10 protein-coding genes are annotated in these 15,907 nt (G+C 35.9%); 6 read left to right on the forward strand and 4 right to left on the reverse strand.

Features of this window, described 5'->3' with window-relative positions:
• Nucleotides 1-23 precede the first annotated feature (23 nt).
• A complete protein-coding gene (locus BZG02_RS16300) occupies nucleotides 24-1,442 on the forward strand; it encodes an arylsulfatase (RefSeq protein WP_101262665.1) in 1,419 nt (472 codons plus the stop codon).
• 81 nt (nucleotides 1,443-1,523) lie between these two features.
• Here the strand turns inward: BZG02_RS16300 and BZG02_RS16305 are convergent, their stop codons facing one another.
• On the reverse strand, nucleotides 1,524-4,298 hold the full coding sequence (locus BZG02_RS16305) for an outer membrane beta-barrel protein (protein WP_101262667.1): 2,775 nt from the start codon (nucleotides 4,296-4,298) through the stop codon (nucleotides 1,524-1,526).
• Nucleotides 4,299-4,559: 261 nt separating this feature from the next.
• Here BZG02_RS16305 and BZG02_RS21225 point away from each other — a divergent pair, with 261 nt between their 5' ends.
• On the forward strand, nucleotides 4,560-4,682 hold the full coding sequence (locus tag BZG02_RS21225) for a hypothetical protein (protein ID WP_281253703.1): 123 nt from the start codon (nucleotides 4,560-4,562) through the stop codon (nucleotides 4,680-4,682).
• Between the two features lie 108 nt (nucleotides 4,683-4,790).
• Here the strand turns inward: BZG02_RS21225 and BZG02_RS16315 are convergent, their stop codons facing one another.
• Nucleotides 4,791-6,344: a helix-turn-helix domain-containing protein gene (locus BZG02_RS16315; RefSeq protein WP_101262673.1), complete on the reverse strand. Its 1,554-nt coding sequence runs from the start codon at nucleotides 6,342-6,344 to the stop codon at nucleotides 4,791-4,793.
• A gap of 259 nt (nucleotides 6,345-6,603) precedes the next feature.
• Here BZG02_RS16315 and BZG02_RS16320 point away from each other — a divergent pair, with 259 nt between their 5' ends.
• The 3 genes from BZG02_RS16320 (at nucleotide 6,604) to BZG02_RS16330 (ending at nucleotide 12,999) form a co-directional block, all read left to right on the forward strand.
• Entirely contained in the window at nucleotides 6,604-8,613 is a 2,010-nt protein-coding gene (locus tag BZG02_RS16320) for a beta-L-arabinofuranosidase domain-containing protein (protein ID WP_180335755.1), read from the forward strand.
• A 100-nt stretch (nucleotides 8,614-8,713) separates the two neighbouring features.
• The gene (locus BZG02_RS16325; RefSeq protein ID WP_180335756.1) at nucleotides 8,714-10,207 is read left to right on the forward strand and encodes an alpha-L-fucosidase; all 1,494 of its coding nucleotides are present in this window, start codon (nucleotides 8,714-8,716) and stop codon (nucleotides 10,205-10,207) included.
• 791 nt (nucleotides 10,208-10,998) lie between these two features.
• On the forward strand, nucleotides 10,999-12,999 hold the full coding sequence (locus tag BZG02_RS16330; protein WP_101262680.1) for a fructose-1,6-bisphosphatase: 2,001 nt from the start codon (nucleotides 10,999-11,001) through the stop codon (nucleotides 12,997-12,999).
• A gap of 126 nt (nucleotides 13,000-13,125) precedes the next feature.
• Here BZG02_RS16330 and BZG02_RS16335 read toward each other — a convergent pair whose 3' ends face one another.
• The gene (locus BZG02_RS16335; protein ID WP_218972275.1) at nucleotides 13,126-13,596 is read right to left on the reverse strand and encodes a PPC domain-containing DNA-binding protein; all 471 of its coding nucleotides are present in this window, start codon (nucleotides 13,594-13,596) and stop codon (nucleotides 13,126-13,128) included.
• A 662-nt stretch (nucleotides 13,597-14,258) separates the two neighbouring features.
• Here BZG02_RS16335 and gloA point away from each other — a divergent pair.
• A complete protein-coding gene (gene gloA / locus BZG02_RS16340; RefSeq protein ID WP_101262683.1) occupies nucleotides 14,259-14,648 on the forward strand; it encodes a lactoylglutathione lyase in 390 nt (129 codons plus the stop codon).
• 483 nt (nucleotides 14,649-15,131) lie between these two features.
• Here gloA and BZG02_RS16345 read toward each other — a convergent pair whose 3' ends face one another.
• The gene (locus BZG02_RS16345) at nucleotides 15,132-15,506 is read right to left on the reverse strand and encodes a hypothetical protein (protein ID WP_143470500.1); all 375 of its coding nucleotides are present in this window, start codon (nucleotides 15,504-15,506) and stop codon (nucleotides 15,132-15,134) included.
• Nucleotides 15,507-15,907: the final 401 nt, after the last annotated feature.

Below are 15,907 nucleotides of genomic sequence, written 5' to 3' on the forward strand. Positions count from 1 at the left end.
GGATCTATAAATAAATCGATAAAATGAATAAGTTATTTTTTCTATTAATTACCATTTTTTGTGCCTGCACTTGCAACGCGAAAAAGGTACAGGAGAATCAGAAACCAAACATTGTTTACATTTTGGCCGATGACTTAGGTTATGGCGATTTGAGTTGTTATGGGCAGACTAAATTTGAAACTCCGAACATCGATAAATTAGCAGCACAGGGAATGAAGTTTTCGCAACATTACAGTGGTGCGGCTGTTTGTGCTCCTTCGCGTTCTACATTAATGACTGGTCTGCACACCGGACACAGCTCCATTAGAGGAAACAAAGAGCTCGATGAGGAAGGTCAGACACCAATGGAGGGCAGTGCTGTTACCATTGCTGAATTATTGAAAACAGTAGGTTATAAAACGGGTGCATTTGGAAAATGGGGATTAGGATTTCCAGGTTCGGAAGGGGATGCAAACAATCAGGGATTCGATGCGTTTTACGGTTACAATTGTCAGCGAATGGCACATCGTTACTATCCACCTTATCTTCGTCACAATCAGGATAAAGAATATTTGGAAGGCAACGACTGGACCCATACGGTGACTTATGCTCCCGATAAAATTCAGGATGCTACTCTGCAATTTATTGAGGATAATAAGGATACCTGTTTTTTTGCTTATGTGCCTTTGGTATTGCCTCATGCCGAATTAATATCGCCAAACGATTCTATTTTAAAGATGTTTGAAGGCAAATTCGACGAAATTCCTTACGAGGGACTGCCTGGTTCCGATTATGGTCCCGATATCATTAAAGATAAATATTGCACACAAAAAACACCCTATGCAGCTTTTGCAACCATGGTTACCCGAATGGATATTTATGTGGGACAAATTATGGCAAAACTCGAAGAATTAGGCATTGCGGATAATACCATCGTGATGTTTGCCAGCGATAATGGTCCACATGCTGCAGGAGGTGCAAATCCAGCATATTTTAATAGTGCAGCAGGTTTTCGTGGAATTAAACGCGACTTGTACGAAGGCGGAATACGATGTCCTTTTATTGCTGTTTGGCCAACAAAGATCAAGGCAGGTTCTACATCCGATCATGTTTCGGCTTTTTGGGATTTTTTACCTACTTGCGCAGCTATTGCCAATGTAAAAACTCCTGAAAATATCGATGGAATTTCATTTTTACCTGAATTACTAGGTCAGGATAATCAAAAACAGCACGATCATTTGTATTGGGAATTTGCGCACAAAAGTGGCCGTCAGGCAGTACGAATGGGCGACTGGAAAGCCGTTATTTACAACTTGCATAAGCAAGGTGAGTTGGAACTTTATAATTTGGCTGCCGATGTATCTGAATCCAATAATGTGGCCGATCAGCATCCTGATATTGTTGCTAAGATGAAAGAAATTATGGCAGAAGAACATGTCGATTCTGAACTTTTCCCTTTATAGATTTTGTTTTAATTAATAGCAAAAGGAGCAGTCGTGAGTGGTACGACTGCTCCTTTATTTTGTGCTATATTTTTCTGTTTTCTACATCATTCTATCGTAATAGCCAGGATAGTTTCTAAATCCTTCCCGGTCACGATTTCGGCTTTTTCCTTTTGCATTTCCATCCCTAAGTTTAAAAGTAAAAGTAAGCATGTAAAAATTGGTTAGCTTGTTACTGTAGTAATCCCAAGTATATAGTTCTGTTTCCATGTGAGATCTTTCATCGTTCTTACTAAATAAATCGTAAGCGGTAAAGGAAATCTCTCCTCGTTTACTTTTAAAAATTTTAGAGGACAAACCAAGGTTTACATGCCAAAAATTATCCTGGTTATCGGTCGAAAAATTGTTCTGATAGTTGTTGCTGGCATTGGTTCTAAAAATAAAATCTTTAAAAAAACTCCAATACATGTTCAACGAGGTGGTTTGCGAAATGTACTCCGAGCTATTCGAGCTACTGTTTTTAGAATTGGAATACTTACTGGAACTGGAAAAGGTGAAGTCGACCTTCTCGCTGATATTCGAACTAAGAATCATTCCATGCATTATATTCCAAGTATCGGTGTAGGATTTTTTGCTGTTCACCAATACTGGCGAATGAGAAAACGATCCCCGCGTATTAATATTCAGTTTCGATTTTAATTTCTTTATCGGCAAACTATAGCCAATCATGGTCGATAAATTGTATTGTCCATCTAAATTAACAGGTTGAGAAAATTGTCCACCCGCCGGCAGAAAATAGGAATCGTTGATGGTGGTATCATTCGCTGCTACAATAGTATTACGACCAACCGTATTGCTGGTGCTCGATAGTCGGGTGTTGATGGAAAGATGCGTGCCTTTTTCGATGTTCGAAGCGCTATACATACCCATTAGCATATGTGTTCGGGATTGCTCCAACTGCGAATTTCCGGTGCTTAGGTATAGTGGATTCGATAAATCAATTACTTCCTGCAAATCGTCTACCGAAGGAATATTAGTTTGCGAGTTGTAAAACACACGCAGGCGTTTGTTCTTGGCAAGACTATACGTATAGCGGGCATTTGGTTTTAGAGCGTAAAAATCCTTTTTAAATTCGCTCCTATTCGGAAAAGATTCCTCGCTTTGTAAGGAATTCATTTCAATGTCGCTGCCAATGGTAATCTGATGTTTTTCAGTCCGGTAATTATAGGCAAAACGACCGTTATTGGTTTGTGTTGTATTCTCGAACTGGTTGCTGGTTAATTCATCCAGTTCCGTGTGTAAATTCGTTTCCGGATCTAAATTATAACCATATTTATCCGAGTTTCGTTTTTGGTGCTCGTAGTTGTAAGCAAGGGTTAACGAGCCATTGGTGCCAATAGGCTCGGTATACGAAATTCCTGCTGCTAAATTGGTATTGGTATTTTTACCATCAGAAATTCGGTTGATACTCTGACTAACTTCATTGGTAGCATTCTGTGTTTCCGAAAGCTGTTTTCCTTCCAAATCGTTATTGTTGTAATCGATACTGGCCTGCAAGGAAAATGTTCGTCCTTCTTTATTTAGTCTTCTCGAAAATTTTAAACTCTGACTAATATCATAATCCTGATTTTCGGAAGTATTCAAATTGTTATTCGAATTAATTTGTTTCCCGTTCAACCAAGTGTCCGAAATAGATTTACTATTCGAACCTGCATCAGCACTTCTAATGTCGGTACTCAGTAAAAAGCGGTTTTTAGGATTGGAGTTCAACTTTACCCGTAGGTTCATGTTGTGATTGGTATTTTCACTTGCGGCAATGTCCTCACTATTTTGCAACTGTCCTTCCAATGCCTCCGAAGTGTAGTTTCTAATACTTTTACTTCTGTTTTCATATTTATTATTGCCAAATTCGTAGCTAAACTCCAGCTCGTTTTTATTCTTGCTCGCCGTAAGATTAATTCCAAGTGCATCATCCTGAATATCGTTGCCACTAATACTCGTTTGTCCGAATCTTCGGTTACTTAATCGCAAAGGAGCATTCACATTTCGGCTTCGCCCCGTAATGGTTACACTGTTATTATCCGAAATACTATTAATATTTCCATTAAATCCGTATTTACTTTCCTTTCCTACTCCTGTGGCAAGTTCTCCAAATAGCAGTCTTTTGCTGGTTTTGGTAGTCACAATATTTACCGATCGTTTCTCCTCTTTATCGGCAATGCCCGAGAATTTTGCATTATCGCTTTCGTATTTAAATACCTCAATGTTTTTAATTACATCAGTAGGAATAGTTTCCAAGGCCTGACTCATATTCTTGCCAAAGAATTTTTTCCCATCCACCAGTATTTCCGCAATCTGCAGTCCTTCGGTCATTAATTTCCCATCCATTTCGGTAAAACCAGGCATCTTTGCCAACAGTTCGCCCGCGGTAGCATCCGGATTTATTTTAAATGCCTGCGGATTAAATACCGTTGTGTCGCCTTTTTGCTGCGTAGGAGGTAAAGTTTCGGTGATATTTATTTCCTGAAGAAATTCATTGTTCTCAATCAGTTTTAGTATTCCTAAATCGATGTCCTGTTTTTCAATACTAATGCTTTTTTGAATGTTTTTGTAGCCAATAAACGAAACCTGAAGTTGATACTTTCCAGCTTCTGCATAAATACTAAAATCGCCTTTTTCGTTGGTAATTGTACCCAATCGATTAATACTATCGCTTTCGCTGATTAAAAGAATACTTGCACCAGGCAAAGTTTCCTGCTCTTGCGAATCCAGAATTCGTCCTTTAATCGCCACGTTTTTTTGTGCATAAGTCCCGGTTCCTAACAGTACAAGCAGTAGGAGGAGTGTAAATCGATACCTATTTTTCACTATTTTCATTTTGCTGTGTTTAAAAGTTGTTTATCCCCAATGGGAAAGTTGATAGATTCGTATTTTGTTTTTTGGCAAAACGATATTTTCTACAAGGAATTTCCTGTAGTAGATATGGTGTTGCAATTAAAAAAGTACCCGCTTAATTTTATTTGCCAGGTAGTCTTCTTAAATCTTATATCTCACGAATTATTGCCAATATATAGAGTAGACAATAAAAAAAGGACAATGGGTGAATGATAATTTGTTAACGATTGTTAAGATTCTTTAATGCCTATTTTTAAGATTGATTTGGAAGAGGATTCGATTTTTAGAAGTATTCGATATGTTGCCGATGGGCGGGGAAGTTTTGCCGGTTTATTGCGAAAACAGGCCAATGGGAAGCATATGTAAGCCTATTATTTGTATTTTTAGGCCAATGGGCGGGGGTAGCATGCCTCGGGACTAACATTTATAGGTGTTTCAGGAAATAGGTTTTAGGGTTTTTTGTTCGCAGTTCCGTTAAAGACTACCAATATGACTAGTTAAGCTGGAATTAGAAGTCAATCCCAGTTTTTTTCTTATTCGGTAGCGTGAAGTATGAACGCTACGCAATGATATATTGAGTATTTTCGACATTTCGTGACTGTTGAAATTCAATTTTATAAGTGCACAGTGTTTAAGTTCTGTAGATGTTAAATCAGGATATTTTTGGCACAACACTTCATAAAATTGGGTATTTACTTCGGTAAATCGTTGGTTAAATTCGTGCCATGCATCATTATTGATTTGTGAATATTGGTTAAGGTATTCTTTGTGTTGTTTCGGGGATTTTATTTTAAGTGTTGCGTCTAAGAAATGAACGGCTTCCTCCATTTTCACCATTTTTAGAGCGTAACTTGTTAATTCTTTGTTTTTAACTTCTAATACAGCTTTGTTTTTCTCTATTTCGTGATTATTGATGAGGGTAAGTCTTTTAAATTTATTGCGTTGGTAAAAAAGTACATATATGCCAATGGCTATTAGTAGTGTTATGCCAAACAGGCTAAGTAAATTCGAGAGATCTTTATTTTTTTGTTTAATTACAGATTCTTGTTTCGATATAATTGCTTTATTTTCTTCAAGTTTTGTTTTGTATTTATTCTTTATTTCAAAAAGTCGTTGGTTGTGTTTACTTGTGGCTCCAAATAGTTTGTCGTTGCTTGTTTTTGAGGCTTTTAGATTGGTTATTGCTTCGTATAAGTCTCCTTTAATAATGTTTAGCTCAGCTATTTTTTGTTGCAAGTCAGATTTTAGTTCTGTATGTACTTTGCTATTTTCAATTATTTCTAAACTTCGTTGATAATAGAATAGAGCACTATCGTATTGGTATTTTTCTTTTTTTAGGTCGCCAGTAAAATAAAGATTTACAGCGGTGTATGGTGCATTATTTTCCTCAAGAATTATTCTGGAATGCTTCAGTTGTTTTTCCGCTTTCGACAACTTGCCAAGCTGTAAATTACAGTAAGCTTGGTCGGTTAAAACATAGGGTAGTTCTTGGGAATTTTGATGAACTGTATAACAGGAGTCAAGATATATTAGTGCTTTTTGGTATTCCTTTCTATCTCGCAAAAATGTAGCAATACTAAAGTAGTTGGATACCATTTGATCCTTAATGTAACTGCTGGTTACAGCATTTTTTTTAGAAACTCTTAGTGCTTTTTGTAAATAAGATATGGCCAATGAATCTTTATTATAAATATCGTACAATATGCCAATGTCTCTATATATCTCTACTAAATATTCCTTGTAATTTTTTTGTTCGGCTAGTATTTGAGCTTCCCAAAGATGATCAAAGGCAATATCATAATTTCCACTATAGCGATTAATATCACTTTGGTCAATTAGCCATTTTACTCTTGTAACACTATCATTAGCTAAAACTTTTTCTTTGGGTTTGGTTTTTAGTTTTAAATAGGAGCTTGAATAAGAACTGGATTTATTTTCAGTTTTCTGCGCAAAGATTCCATGTTCTCCATTTAGAATAAGCAGGAAAACGATTAATGCAATGTTTGATTTGAGGCTAAAAATATTCATTTTACAAATATACAATAATATAGAGTATCGAGGTGTAGTGATTATAAGTTTTGTAGTTGCAGTAGGATTGTTAAGTGTCAGGCTATCAGTGTGTGTTTGAATTTAATGTAGTGTGTTGATGTGTTTTTGAATCATCAAAATAATCTCTTGTACAGTTTCTGAGTCATTTATTATTGCTTGTTTTTATCGAAATTAAAGAATTTAGTGCTGATAAAATTTAAGGGTGAAACAACTAATGTATAATTCAATAATTGCAAGCATGAAACATTTATTTTTAAAGCTAGGAGTGCTAACAATGCTTATGGTTTTGCTATTTTCAAGGCCAATTTTTTCACAGAGTATATCTCGTACAGATTTACCATCTAGTCAGTTTATTGCTCAAGGATGGGTGCAGGAGTTTCTGCATCGACAAGAGCTTGGCTTAACAGGGCATCCCGAAGAAAGTGGCTGGCCGTTTAATACTAAATTATGGACTGAAGAGATGGATGTGAAAGATGATGAGTTTCAATATTGGCGATCACCATGGTGGCCATACGAGCATACCGGCTATTATTTAGATGGAGCATTGCGAACTGCATATGCTATTAATTCTACTTTTTTAATGGATAAGGTAGATGCAAATATCAACTATGTTTTAAGTCATGCAGATGCAGAGGGCAGATTGCACGCGGGAACTATTGGTGTGGAACACGAATGGTGGCCTATGGTTGTTTTTATGCGCTTGTTATTTGAAAAGTATGATGCTACAAAGAATCCTGAATTACTAAAAGTCATCGAAAAGCATTATAAAGTAACTTATCGTTTAGAGGAAAGTTTCCGGGTTCCAAAAACATCAGGTTTTTATGTGAGATCGGTTCTTCATGTAGAGCACTTGTGCGAACTGTATCGAATTACAGGAGATGATTTTTACTTAAATGTTGCAGAAAAATTGTATGCAGGTTTTCAGAAACAGGCCGAGACCATGGGTGTTGAAAATCAAATGTTTCAGTTTTCGGCAAAAGGAATGGCGGAAGAAATAAAATCAACAGGGCATGGGGTAACCTACCACGAGTTTTTGAAACTACCAGCCATTTTATTTAAATATACTGGAAAAGAAGAATATAAAAAGGCGATTTATGGGGCTGTAAATCAGTTGGAAACGAATCACGAATTAGCCGATGGTTTGGCTAGTTGTTCTGAGCCCTTTGCAGGAAAAGGACCCGAAAAAGCTCATGAATTGTGTAATACCATAGATTATAACTGGTCTTTAGGTTTTGCTTTGTTGGCAACGCGAGATGTTTATTTTGCTGATAAAATGGAAAAGAATTTGTACAATGCAGGATTTTCTGCTGTAACCAGTGATTTTAAAGCACATCAGTATTTTTCTGCACCCAATTTGGTGATGAGTACGGGAATGTCAAGCGAATTTGATGACGAATGCGATTGGGGATTTGGTTCAAAAGGTCGTTTAAGTTATAAACCAGGGCACGATACGCAATGCTGTTCGGGAAATGTTCATAGAATGTTTCCAACATTTATTAGCAGAGCTTGCATGACAGCAGGAAATAGAGTAGATCTGGTGTTTTACCTGCCATCAACAATTAATATTCCACTTGAAAAAGGACTTTTTAGTTTTACACAAAAAACGAATTATCCGTTCGAGCACAAAGTGGATCTTGAAGTCAATTCGGCACCATCTCAAAAAGTTGATTTCGGATTTCGTATACCATCCTGGTCCGATTCTTATTGTATTTCATTAAATGGAGAAAAAATACATGAAGGAACTGAAAAAGCTATTTTTAAAAGCATCAGTCGAAAATTTAAAAGAGGAGATCATATTAAAATTACATTTTCAACAAGCCCGAAGATAGACGATAGAGGGAATGGTGTAGCTGTAAATTATGGGCCTTTGGTTTTTTCTCAGCCTATTAAAGCTAAAACCAGATTGATAACAAGTGATTTTGCTAAAAAATGCAGTGCCGAATTTCCTGCTTATGAAATTTATCCATTGGAACTGCACGATTGGGCAGTAGCTTTATCGAAAAATATTACACCGTCGGATTTAGAAGTAGTGAGAACCGGCAATAAGGGGTATCCATGGGATTATGGAAATTCGCCAATAAAGCTGAAAGTAGTAGCCAAAACGGTTACAAATTGGGAGTTAATTCGATGGCAATCGCTTTCCCCATTTCCAAATAAGATTGAAACGGACAAGGATATAAAATTGGAGTTGGAACCTATGGGAGGAACCTTGTTACGAATATCAGAGTTTCCAAAAGGGAATTTTTAATTTGAAAAATTCACTGTAAACATGCTTGTGCGGTGCAAATTGTATGTAATTGGCTCGTAAAATTTCAGCGATGAGTAGATTTGTTTTTAGTTTTTATAAAATGATACAGAAAAGAAAATTTGTGAAATTATATCTGTTAGGAATCGTATTTTTCCTATTGATGAAGGTAGGAATGACTCAAGAATATCAAGAAACATGGGAGTCTTTGTCTGAGCATACGAAAGTGCCCGAATGGTTTAAGGATGCCAAGATGGGAATCTATTTTCATTGGGGAGTGTATACGGTTCCTGCTTATGGCGGTGAATGGTATTCTCGTTGGATGTATCAATATAAGGAATCTGGCTGGGGATCAGGCTGGAAAGAATATCATGAAAATAAATATGGTACGGATTTCAATTATCACGATTTTATTCCTGCTTTTACTGGAGAGTATTTTGATGCTAAAGAGTGGGTAAAACTTTTTAAAAGTGCAGGTGCTAAATTTGCAGGGCCAGTTGCTCAACATCACGATGGTTTTGCCATGTGGGATAGCCAAATAAATCCATGGAACGCTAAAGCTAAAGGTCCACATAAGGATATAGTGGGTGAGATGCTGAGAGCTTTAGAAGAGGAGAACATGAAAACCATAACAACACTTCATCATGCCTTTACTTATCAGTCAGAAAATGCACCGAGTTATTTTAACCTAAATCATAAAAATTTAGCAAGCATTACGGATACATCTTTGATGCAATTTTATGGCAAGCTCGCTTTGGAAGAGGGGCGGGAATTTTGGTTGAATTTAACAAACGAACTTGTTGATAAATATTCTCCAGACTTAATTTGGTTCGATTCAGATTTGAATAGAATGCCTGTATCCTATCTTAAAAAAATGACGGCACATTTCTTTAATGCTTCGAAAAATTCAGGGAAAGAAACCGCGATAATTTGCAAGCAAAAGGATCTGCCTGAAAATATACGGATTTATGATATTGAGCGTGGTGGAATGAAGGAGACGCCCGAAGATTATTGGATGACTGATATTACGATTAGTGAAAACGGTTTTGGTTGGGGTTATATTGAAGGACAGAAGTATAAATCAGTAGAACTGATTGTGAGAAATATGATTGATGTTTGGAGTAAAAAAGGGGTTGTTTTGCTTAATGTTTCTCCAACAGCAAAAGGGATTATAAACAAAGAACAGCGAGAGATATTAAAGCAGATAGGTTGGTGGTTAAAAATTCACAACGAGGCCGTTTATACTACTAGAACGCATAGTATTTATGGTTATGGCATTGCAGAAGTTCAAGATGGAAGTCATGGAGGACAAGCATCGACTATAAATTATTCGTCTAAGGATATTCGTTTTACTTTATCAAAAGATGGAAAATCATTGTATGCTTTTCTTTTGGGAAAGCCCAATGCCGATACAACAATCAAACTTGAGCACATATGGGCGAAGAATAATTCGGCTGTGAAAAAGGTGACACTTATTGAAAATTGTAGAGAAATGGAATTCAAATATTTTCAAAAAGAACAAATGTTGGAGGTCAAAGTGCCCAAGGATATTGTTTTTAACAATTACGCATCTGTGTTTAAAATAGAGTTTGATTAAACTCAGTTAAATTGTTGTTTTAGCTTTTTAAAAATGATTGGTCTAAAGTGACTTAGGTTAAATTGTTTGTTTTAGAAACAGAATGATTAATAGTAGTTTAGAACTTCAGAAATCTCATTTTTGTTGGGTGAAAAATAAGTTGCAAAAAATTGTTCTAAACTTTTGGTTATAATAGATGTTTTGGCTGATTTATAAGCTCCTTGCATATGGCATATGTGCTTTATTTTTCTTAGAGTTCTACTCGTCTGCGAATATCTTTATGCCTTTTTATTGGATGATCACATTCATTTTTTATCTCTTTCAGCTTTTTCTCAAAAGCTTTGTTGACCTGTTAATAATTAGCTGAAAGGTACAGTGTGGAATGGTGTTTTACTATGTTTTAGGTTCTGCTCGATCCTACTTAAGTATTCTTCTATAAAATTAGTAAATAGTGTATTTCAAAATTATGAAAAACGCGCAGGCATGCAATATCTGCGTGTAAAAAGAGATAAAATTTTTGATCGGATTTTGCACTTTCTTAAAGAGGACTACTATTTTTTAATAGAAGAGTTGTAACAGTTTTCGAAAGTTTTCAAAATTGATAAATGGTTCAATTTGTCAATTGGTGTGAGATACCTTGTTTTTTTTTGGAAGCCACCTAATGTCTTTCTAACTTAAGGGCTTGCTTTATGGAGCATCTGCTTGGAATCAAATTCTAGTTTTTTCTTAGTTACAATAATGGGAAAAGCTTGTTTTAACTCACTAACGAAGAGCATTTGGAGGTCATTTTAAACGAATAGATACATAAATATATGGTACCCAACTACGAGAAAGATCAATTGTTAAAAAACAATTACAGTGACGATGAATTACGATTTCTTAATTTGCTTGCCGAAAAATTTCCAACCGTTCAGGCGGCTTGTACCGAAATTATCAACCTCGAGTCCATATTAAATCTGCCCAAAGGAACAGAGCATTTTCTTACGGATATTCATGGCGAATACGAGACTTTTAGTCACGTGTTAAGAAATGCATCTGGAATGGTGCGAAAGAAGATTGATATTGTATACGGCGATACGCTTAGCGAGAAAGAGAAAACTCAGTTGGCAATATTAATCTACTATCCCGAGGAGAAACTAAAACTAATAACTAACGAACAGGAGGATTTAAACAAGTGGTTCGGAATTACACTTCGTCGTTTAATCGAGGTGGCTCGTGTTTCTGCTGATAAGTACACCCAATCAAAAGTGCGAAAGGCAATGCCTCCCGATTTTGCCTATGTAATTGATGAGCTGCTAAATGAGCCAACTGCAAAAAAAGAAAAGTATTTCGATTGCATTATTCAATCCATTATTGATGTAGACCGAGCCAATCAATTTATTGTGGCAATCAGTAAATTTATACAGCGTTTACTGATCGATCGATTGCATATTATTGGCGATATTTACGATCGGGGACCATTTGCAGATAAGGTGATGGATGTAATTCACGATCATTATTCGGTCGATATTCAATGGGGAAACCATGATATTGTATGGATGGCGGCGGCAACCGGAATTCGTGCCAGCATTGCTGCAGTAATCCGTTTAAGTGCCCGATACAACAATTTGGATACATTGGAAGATGCTTATGGAATTAATCTGATGCCACTAGCTACCTTTGCAATGAAAGCTTACAAAGGCGATCCATGCGAAGCTTTTATTCCTAAAAATACTCCTGCCGAAAATATTGGTTCTACTCAAATAAAACTGACGAGTAAAATGCACAAAGCCATTATGGTGATTGAAATGAAATTGGCAGGAGAAATCATACAACGAAATCCAGAAATGGAGATGGAAAATAGATTGTTGCTGGATAAAATTAATTTCGAGAAAGGAACCGTTACCATCGATGGGCGAGAGCTGGAATTGAACGATACCTTATTTCCTACCATTGATCCAAAACATCCGTATCGACTAACAAAGGAGGAGAAAGACCTGGCCGAAAAGCTTCGTTATTCATTTTTGTATTGCGAAAAACTGCAACGGCACATTAAAACATTGTTTTCAAAAGGGGGAACTTACCTTTCTTATAATTCAAATTTACTTTTTCATGGTTGTATTCCGCTCGACGAAAATGGGGATTTTAAAGCGCTTATTTTACAGGGAGAGAGCTACAAGGGAAAAGCACTTTGCGATCAGTTCGATTTGATTTGTCGTCGTGCCTACTTTAATCGGGAACATCCCGAAAGAACCAGCAAAGACAGGGATTACATGTGGTATCTTTGGAGTGGAGCATACTCTCCGCTTTTCGGAAAAAAGAAGATGGCCACTTTCGAGCGTTATTTTTTGAGCGATAAGGAAGCACAACAGGAGGAAAGCAATACCTACTATAAATTGCGAGACGATAAGGAGGCCTGTTGTCGTATTTTAGAGGAGTTTGGACTCGACCCTGAAGTTGCCCACATTGTTAATGGTCATGTGCCTGTAAAAGTGGCAAAGGGAGAAAGTCCGGTGAAAGCCGAGGGAAAACTTTTTGTGATTGATGGTGGAATGTCGAAACCTTACCAAAAAGTAACCGGTATTGCTGGTTATACCTTAATTTATGATTCTTATAGTTTAATTCTTGCAGAACATACCTCTTTCGAATCAAAACGAAGAGCCATACTCGATGAGGTTGATATCGTCTCCACACGAAGCATGATTGAGCATGCTACCAAACGTATTCGTGTTGGCGATACTTATATCGGCAAAAACCTGCGACAGCAAATTCAAGATTTGAACCGACTATTGGAAGCTTACCGGAAAGGGATTGTGAAAATTAAAAGAGTGTAGGCTCTGGAAAATGGAAATTTCAGCTCCCGCAGATTTTTGTCTGCGGGAAAAGAGTTCCAGATTTGTAATCCGTTTTGTATTTTATAATCATTGGAAATGATGCTTTTGCAGAAGAACAATTACAATTTAATTCTCCACCACCTTCAACTCATAATAAGTAGTTTCTGGATCAATCTCACGAGTAAAATGGATGTCTTTATTGTTGAGAAGTACAATTTCTGCAGTTGTGTAAATAATATTGCCATCTACCAAATGCCCACCAATGGTGTTGCCTGTGCTATCCGATACCGAAATATGAATGTGATTATTTGCTCCATTGTCGGCAAAAGTTCCGGTAAGCGAAACAATTTCGAAATGACCTTTTAAATGCAGCAACCTTTGTTGATTTGCCAGACGAATTGTTAATTCTCTTAAGCTACCAACGCAGGTAGAAATGGATGCCGATTGCAATTGTTTCGTACTAACGAATTGTGCCATTTCTTGTTTTAAATCCATTCCTGGTTTTAATCGTAGGCCGTAGCTTTCCACATTATTTTTTTGGCAAGAAAGCAAACCAATAAACATGGCAAGAATAAGGCAGGGTTTCAATTTTAACATCGGTGATTTTTTAGTGAGATGTAAAATTAGAAATTATAAAACTTTTAGAGGCGATAAAAGAAGTAAAGTTTTATGTCGCATTCCTATGCTTCTCCTAGTATATTTTTCCAGCGACTTTATTGGCTTTTAAGTTTTTGTTAAAAATAAGCTATTGAAAGAATAGCATAATTTATAACTTAGGGATATTTCTTCGTGATATCAGGAAAACTCAGTTGTTTTTGTTTCCCTTTTTAATTTCACGAAGGAGTAATAATATTTTTGTATAAAAAGATAATTTGGAGGAGAAAGAGCTATGAAACGTCCATGACAAAGGTGTTTTGACACACAGGGAAATGATTATCCCAACATGGTAAGTTCCATATGGCAACTAAAAATCAAATAATAATCATATGAAACGTCCATGTACAAAGCTTTCTACACACAGGGAGATGATTATATGGTAAGTTCCATATGACAAAAACATAAAGTAATAATCATATGAAACGTCCATGACAAAGGTGTTTTGACACACAGGGAAATGATTATCCCAACATGGTAAGTTCCATATGGCAACTAAAAATCAAATAATAATCATATGAAACGTCCATGTATAAAGCTTTCTGCACACAGGGAGATGATTATATGGTAAGTTCCATATGACAAAAACATAAAGTAATAATCATATGAAATACAAATTAGAACACGCATGTATTCGAGTAATGGATTTAGACAAGTCGTTGGAATTCTACAAAAAAGCATTGTCTTTAGAGGAAGTAAGAAGACTGGATTATCCTGATTATAAGTTTACCCTGGTGTATTTGAGCGATGAAGATAAAAATTTTGAAATAGAATTAACACATAATTATAATCCCGAGAAACCTTACGAGATGGGAAATGGATTCAGCCATTTTGCATTAACCGTGAGTGACTTGGAAAGTTCTTATGAATTTCATAAAAATATGGGGCTCGAAATTACAGCGCTTAAAGGGCTGCCCGGTGAAAAACCTAAATATTATTTCATTACCGATCCTGACGGATATAAGATGGAAATTATTAGAGGGGATGAGCTTTAAGTGAGAGGTGTTAAACATTTTTATTTCAGATGCTCTTAAAAATAAAACACCAAATGATTTTTTAAATTGTGGGAGTAGTAATTTTAGTTCTTAGGCGGAAATAGAAGTCTTTCGAATGGGCATGAATGAGTTTCTCTTTCACCGTTTTGTAGTAGCCATTTCAGGTCGTTTTTTTGTCTTGTTTTTATACTTTTAAAGCTACAAAAAGCATCTTAAACCGCAATATTTAAGTAAATATAAGGCAAAATAAAAGCGACTGTATGGCGTGCAATCGCTTAATAATCAGTAATCTTACATTGTCGGGGCGAGAAGATTCGAACTTCCGACCCCACGCCCCCCAGACACAACCACTCTATCGTTAATTGTCTGTAAGCCAGTGGTTATGAGAGGGTGGGGGTTTGGATTTGCAAGTTTTTTGCAAGTTTTTGCTTGCGATATCTTTTCTAAACTAGGCGTGTTGACTAATTTAAAGATCATTTTTTCTTAATGTTTTATGCGTTCGTAGAAGACCTCATGTAAGAATGAGTTTATTGCTTTTTTAAAATCTAATAAGAGTTGTTTATCTGCTATTTCAAATGTAAAAGAATTCTCTCTTTCCTTATAATTTAAGTTTGCTATAGATTTAAAAATTGTTATCAGATTTGAATTTTTATTATCAATTGTGTTCACAGGAGAGTGTACTAATTGATTTCTAAGTTTATTATATTTTTTAATTAATTCCCATTCATCCTCAACAGTATTAAGATCAATAAGAAGAACCTTTGTGATGTAGTTGTAATATTTAATTACTCCATTACCATTTAGATCATTTAATTTTAAAATGTTTTCCTTTTCTGCAAGTTTACATAGTTGATTCATTTTTTTCTCCAAAAAAGAATACAAAGAGATGAATATAGAGTTATAATATAATTGATGAGTGTGGAACTTTATTTCGTGATCTTCAAAATCATGTTGCATATCAATTTCCTCGTAAGATGCTTCCTCAAGAAATTTATCGTATTTGATTAGTTTTTCTTTAACTTCTGTTTTTATTTCTTGTTCGGTAATTGATATATATTCATCAAAAGAATATAATTGAAAGTCAACTTCAACAACGTATTGAAATTTATTTTTACCAAAAACTGATCTTTGCCTATAGTACCCTCGTTTTGTTGGACCAAGATTTCTGTTTTCTAAGTTGAATTTAAGCTGCCATATTATAGATTATAAACGGCTTCTTCCTATCGATGCCTTGATGATCTCTGTTATGATATCTATCA

The sequence above is a fragment of the Labilibaculum filiforme genome (assembly GCF_002843315.1).
GTDB lineage: Bacteria > Bacteroidota > Bacteroidia > Bacteroidales > Marinifilaceae > Labilibaculum > Labilibaculum filiforme.

Bases quoted from the DNA above. Each gene is read 5' to 3' on its own strand.
- BZG02_RS16335 (WP_218972275.1), bottom strand. From the start codon at position 13,596: ATGTTAAAATTGAAACCCTGCCTTATTCTTGCCATGTTTATTGGTTTG.
- gloA (WP_101262683.1), top strand. From the start codon at position 14,259: ATGAAATACAAATTAGAACACGCATGTATTCGAGTAATGGATTTAGAC.
- BZG02_RS16330 (WP_101262680.1), top strand. From the start codon at position 10,999: ATGGTACCCAACTACGAGAAAGATCAATTGTTAAAAAACAATTACAGT.
- BZG02_RS16325 (WP_180335756.1), top strand. From the start codon at position 8,714: ATGATACAGAAAAGAAAATTTGTGAAATTATATCTGTTAGGAATCGTA.
- BZG02_RS16345 (WP_143470500.1), bottom strand. From the start codon at position 15,506: ATGAATCAACTATGTAAACTTGCAGAAAAGGAAAACATTTTAAAATTA.
- BZG02_RS16300 (WP_101262665.1), top strand. From the start codon at position 24: ATGAATAAGTTATTTTTTCTATTAATTACCATTTTTTGTGCCTGCACT.
- BZG02_RS21225 (WP_281253703.1), top strand. From the start codon at position 4,560: ATGCCTATTTTTAAGATTGATTTGGAAGAGGATTCGATTTTTAGAAGT.
- BZG02_RS16315 (WP_101262673.1), bottom strand. From the start codon at position 6,344: ATGAATATTTTTAGCCTCAAATCAAACATTGCATTAATCGTTTTCCTG.
- BZG02_RS16305 (WP_101262667.1), bottom strand. From the start codon at position 4,298: ATGAAAATAGTGAAAAATAGGTATCGATTTACACTCCTCCTACTGCTT.
- BZG02_RS16320 (WP_180335755.1), top strand. From the start codon at position 6,604: ATGAAACATTTATTTTTAAAGCTAGGAGTGCTAACAATGCTTATGGTT.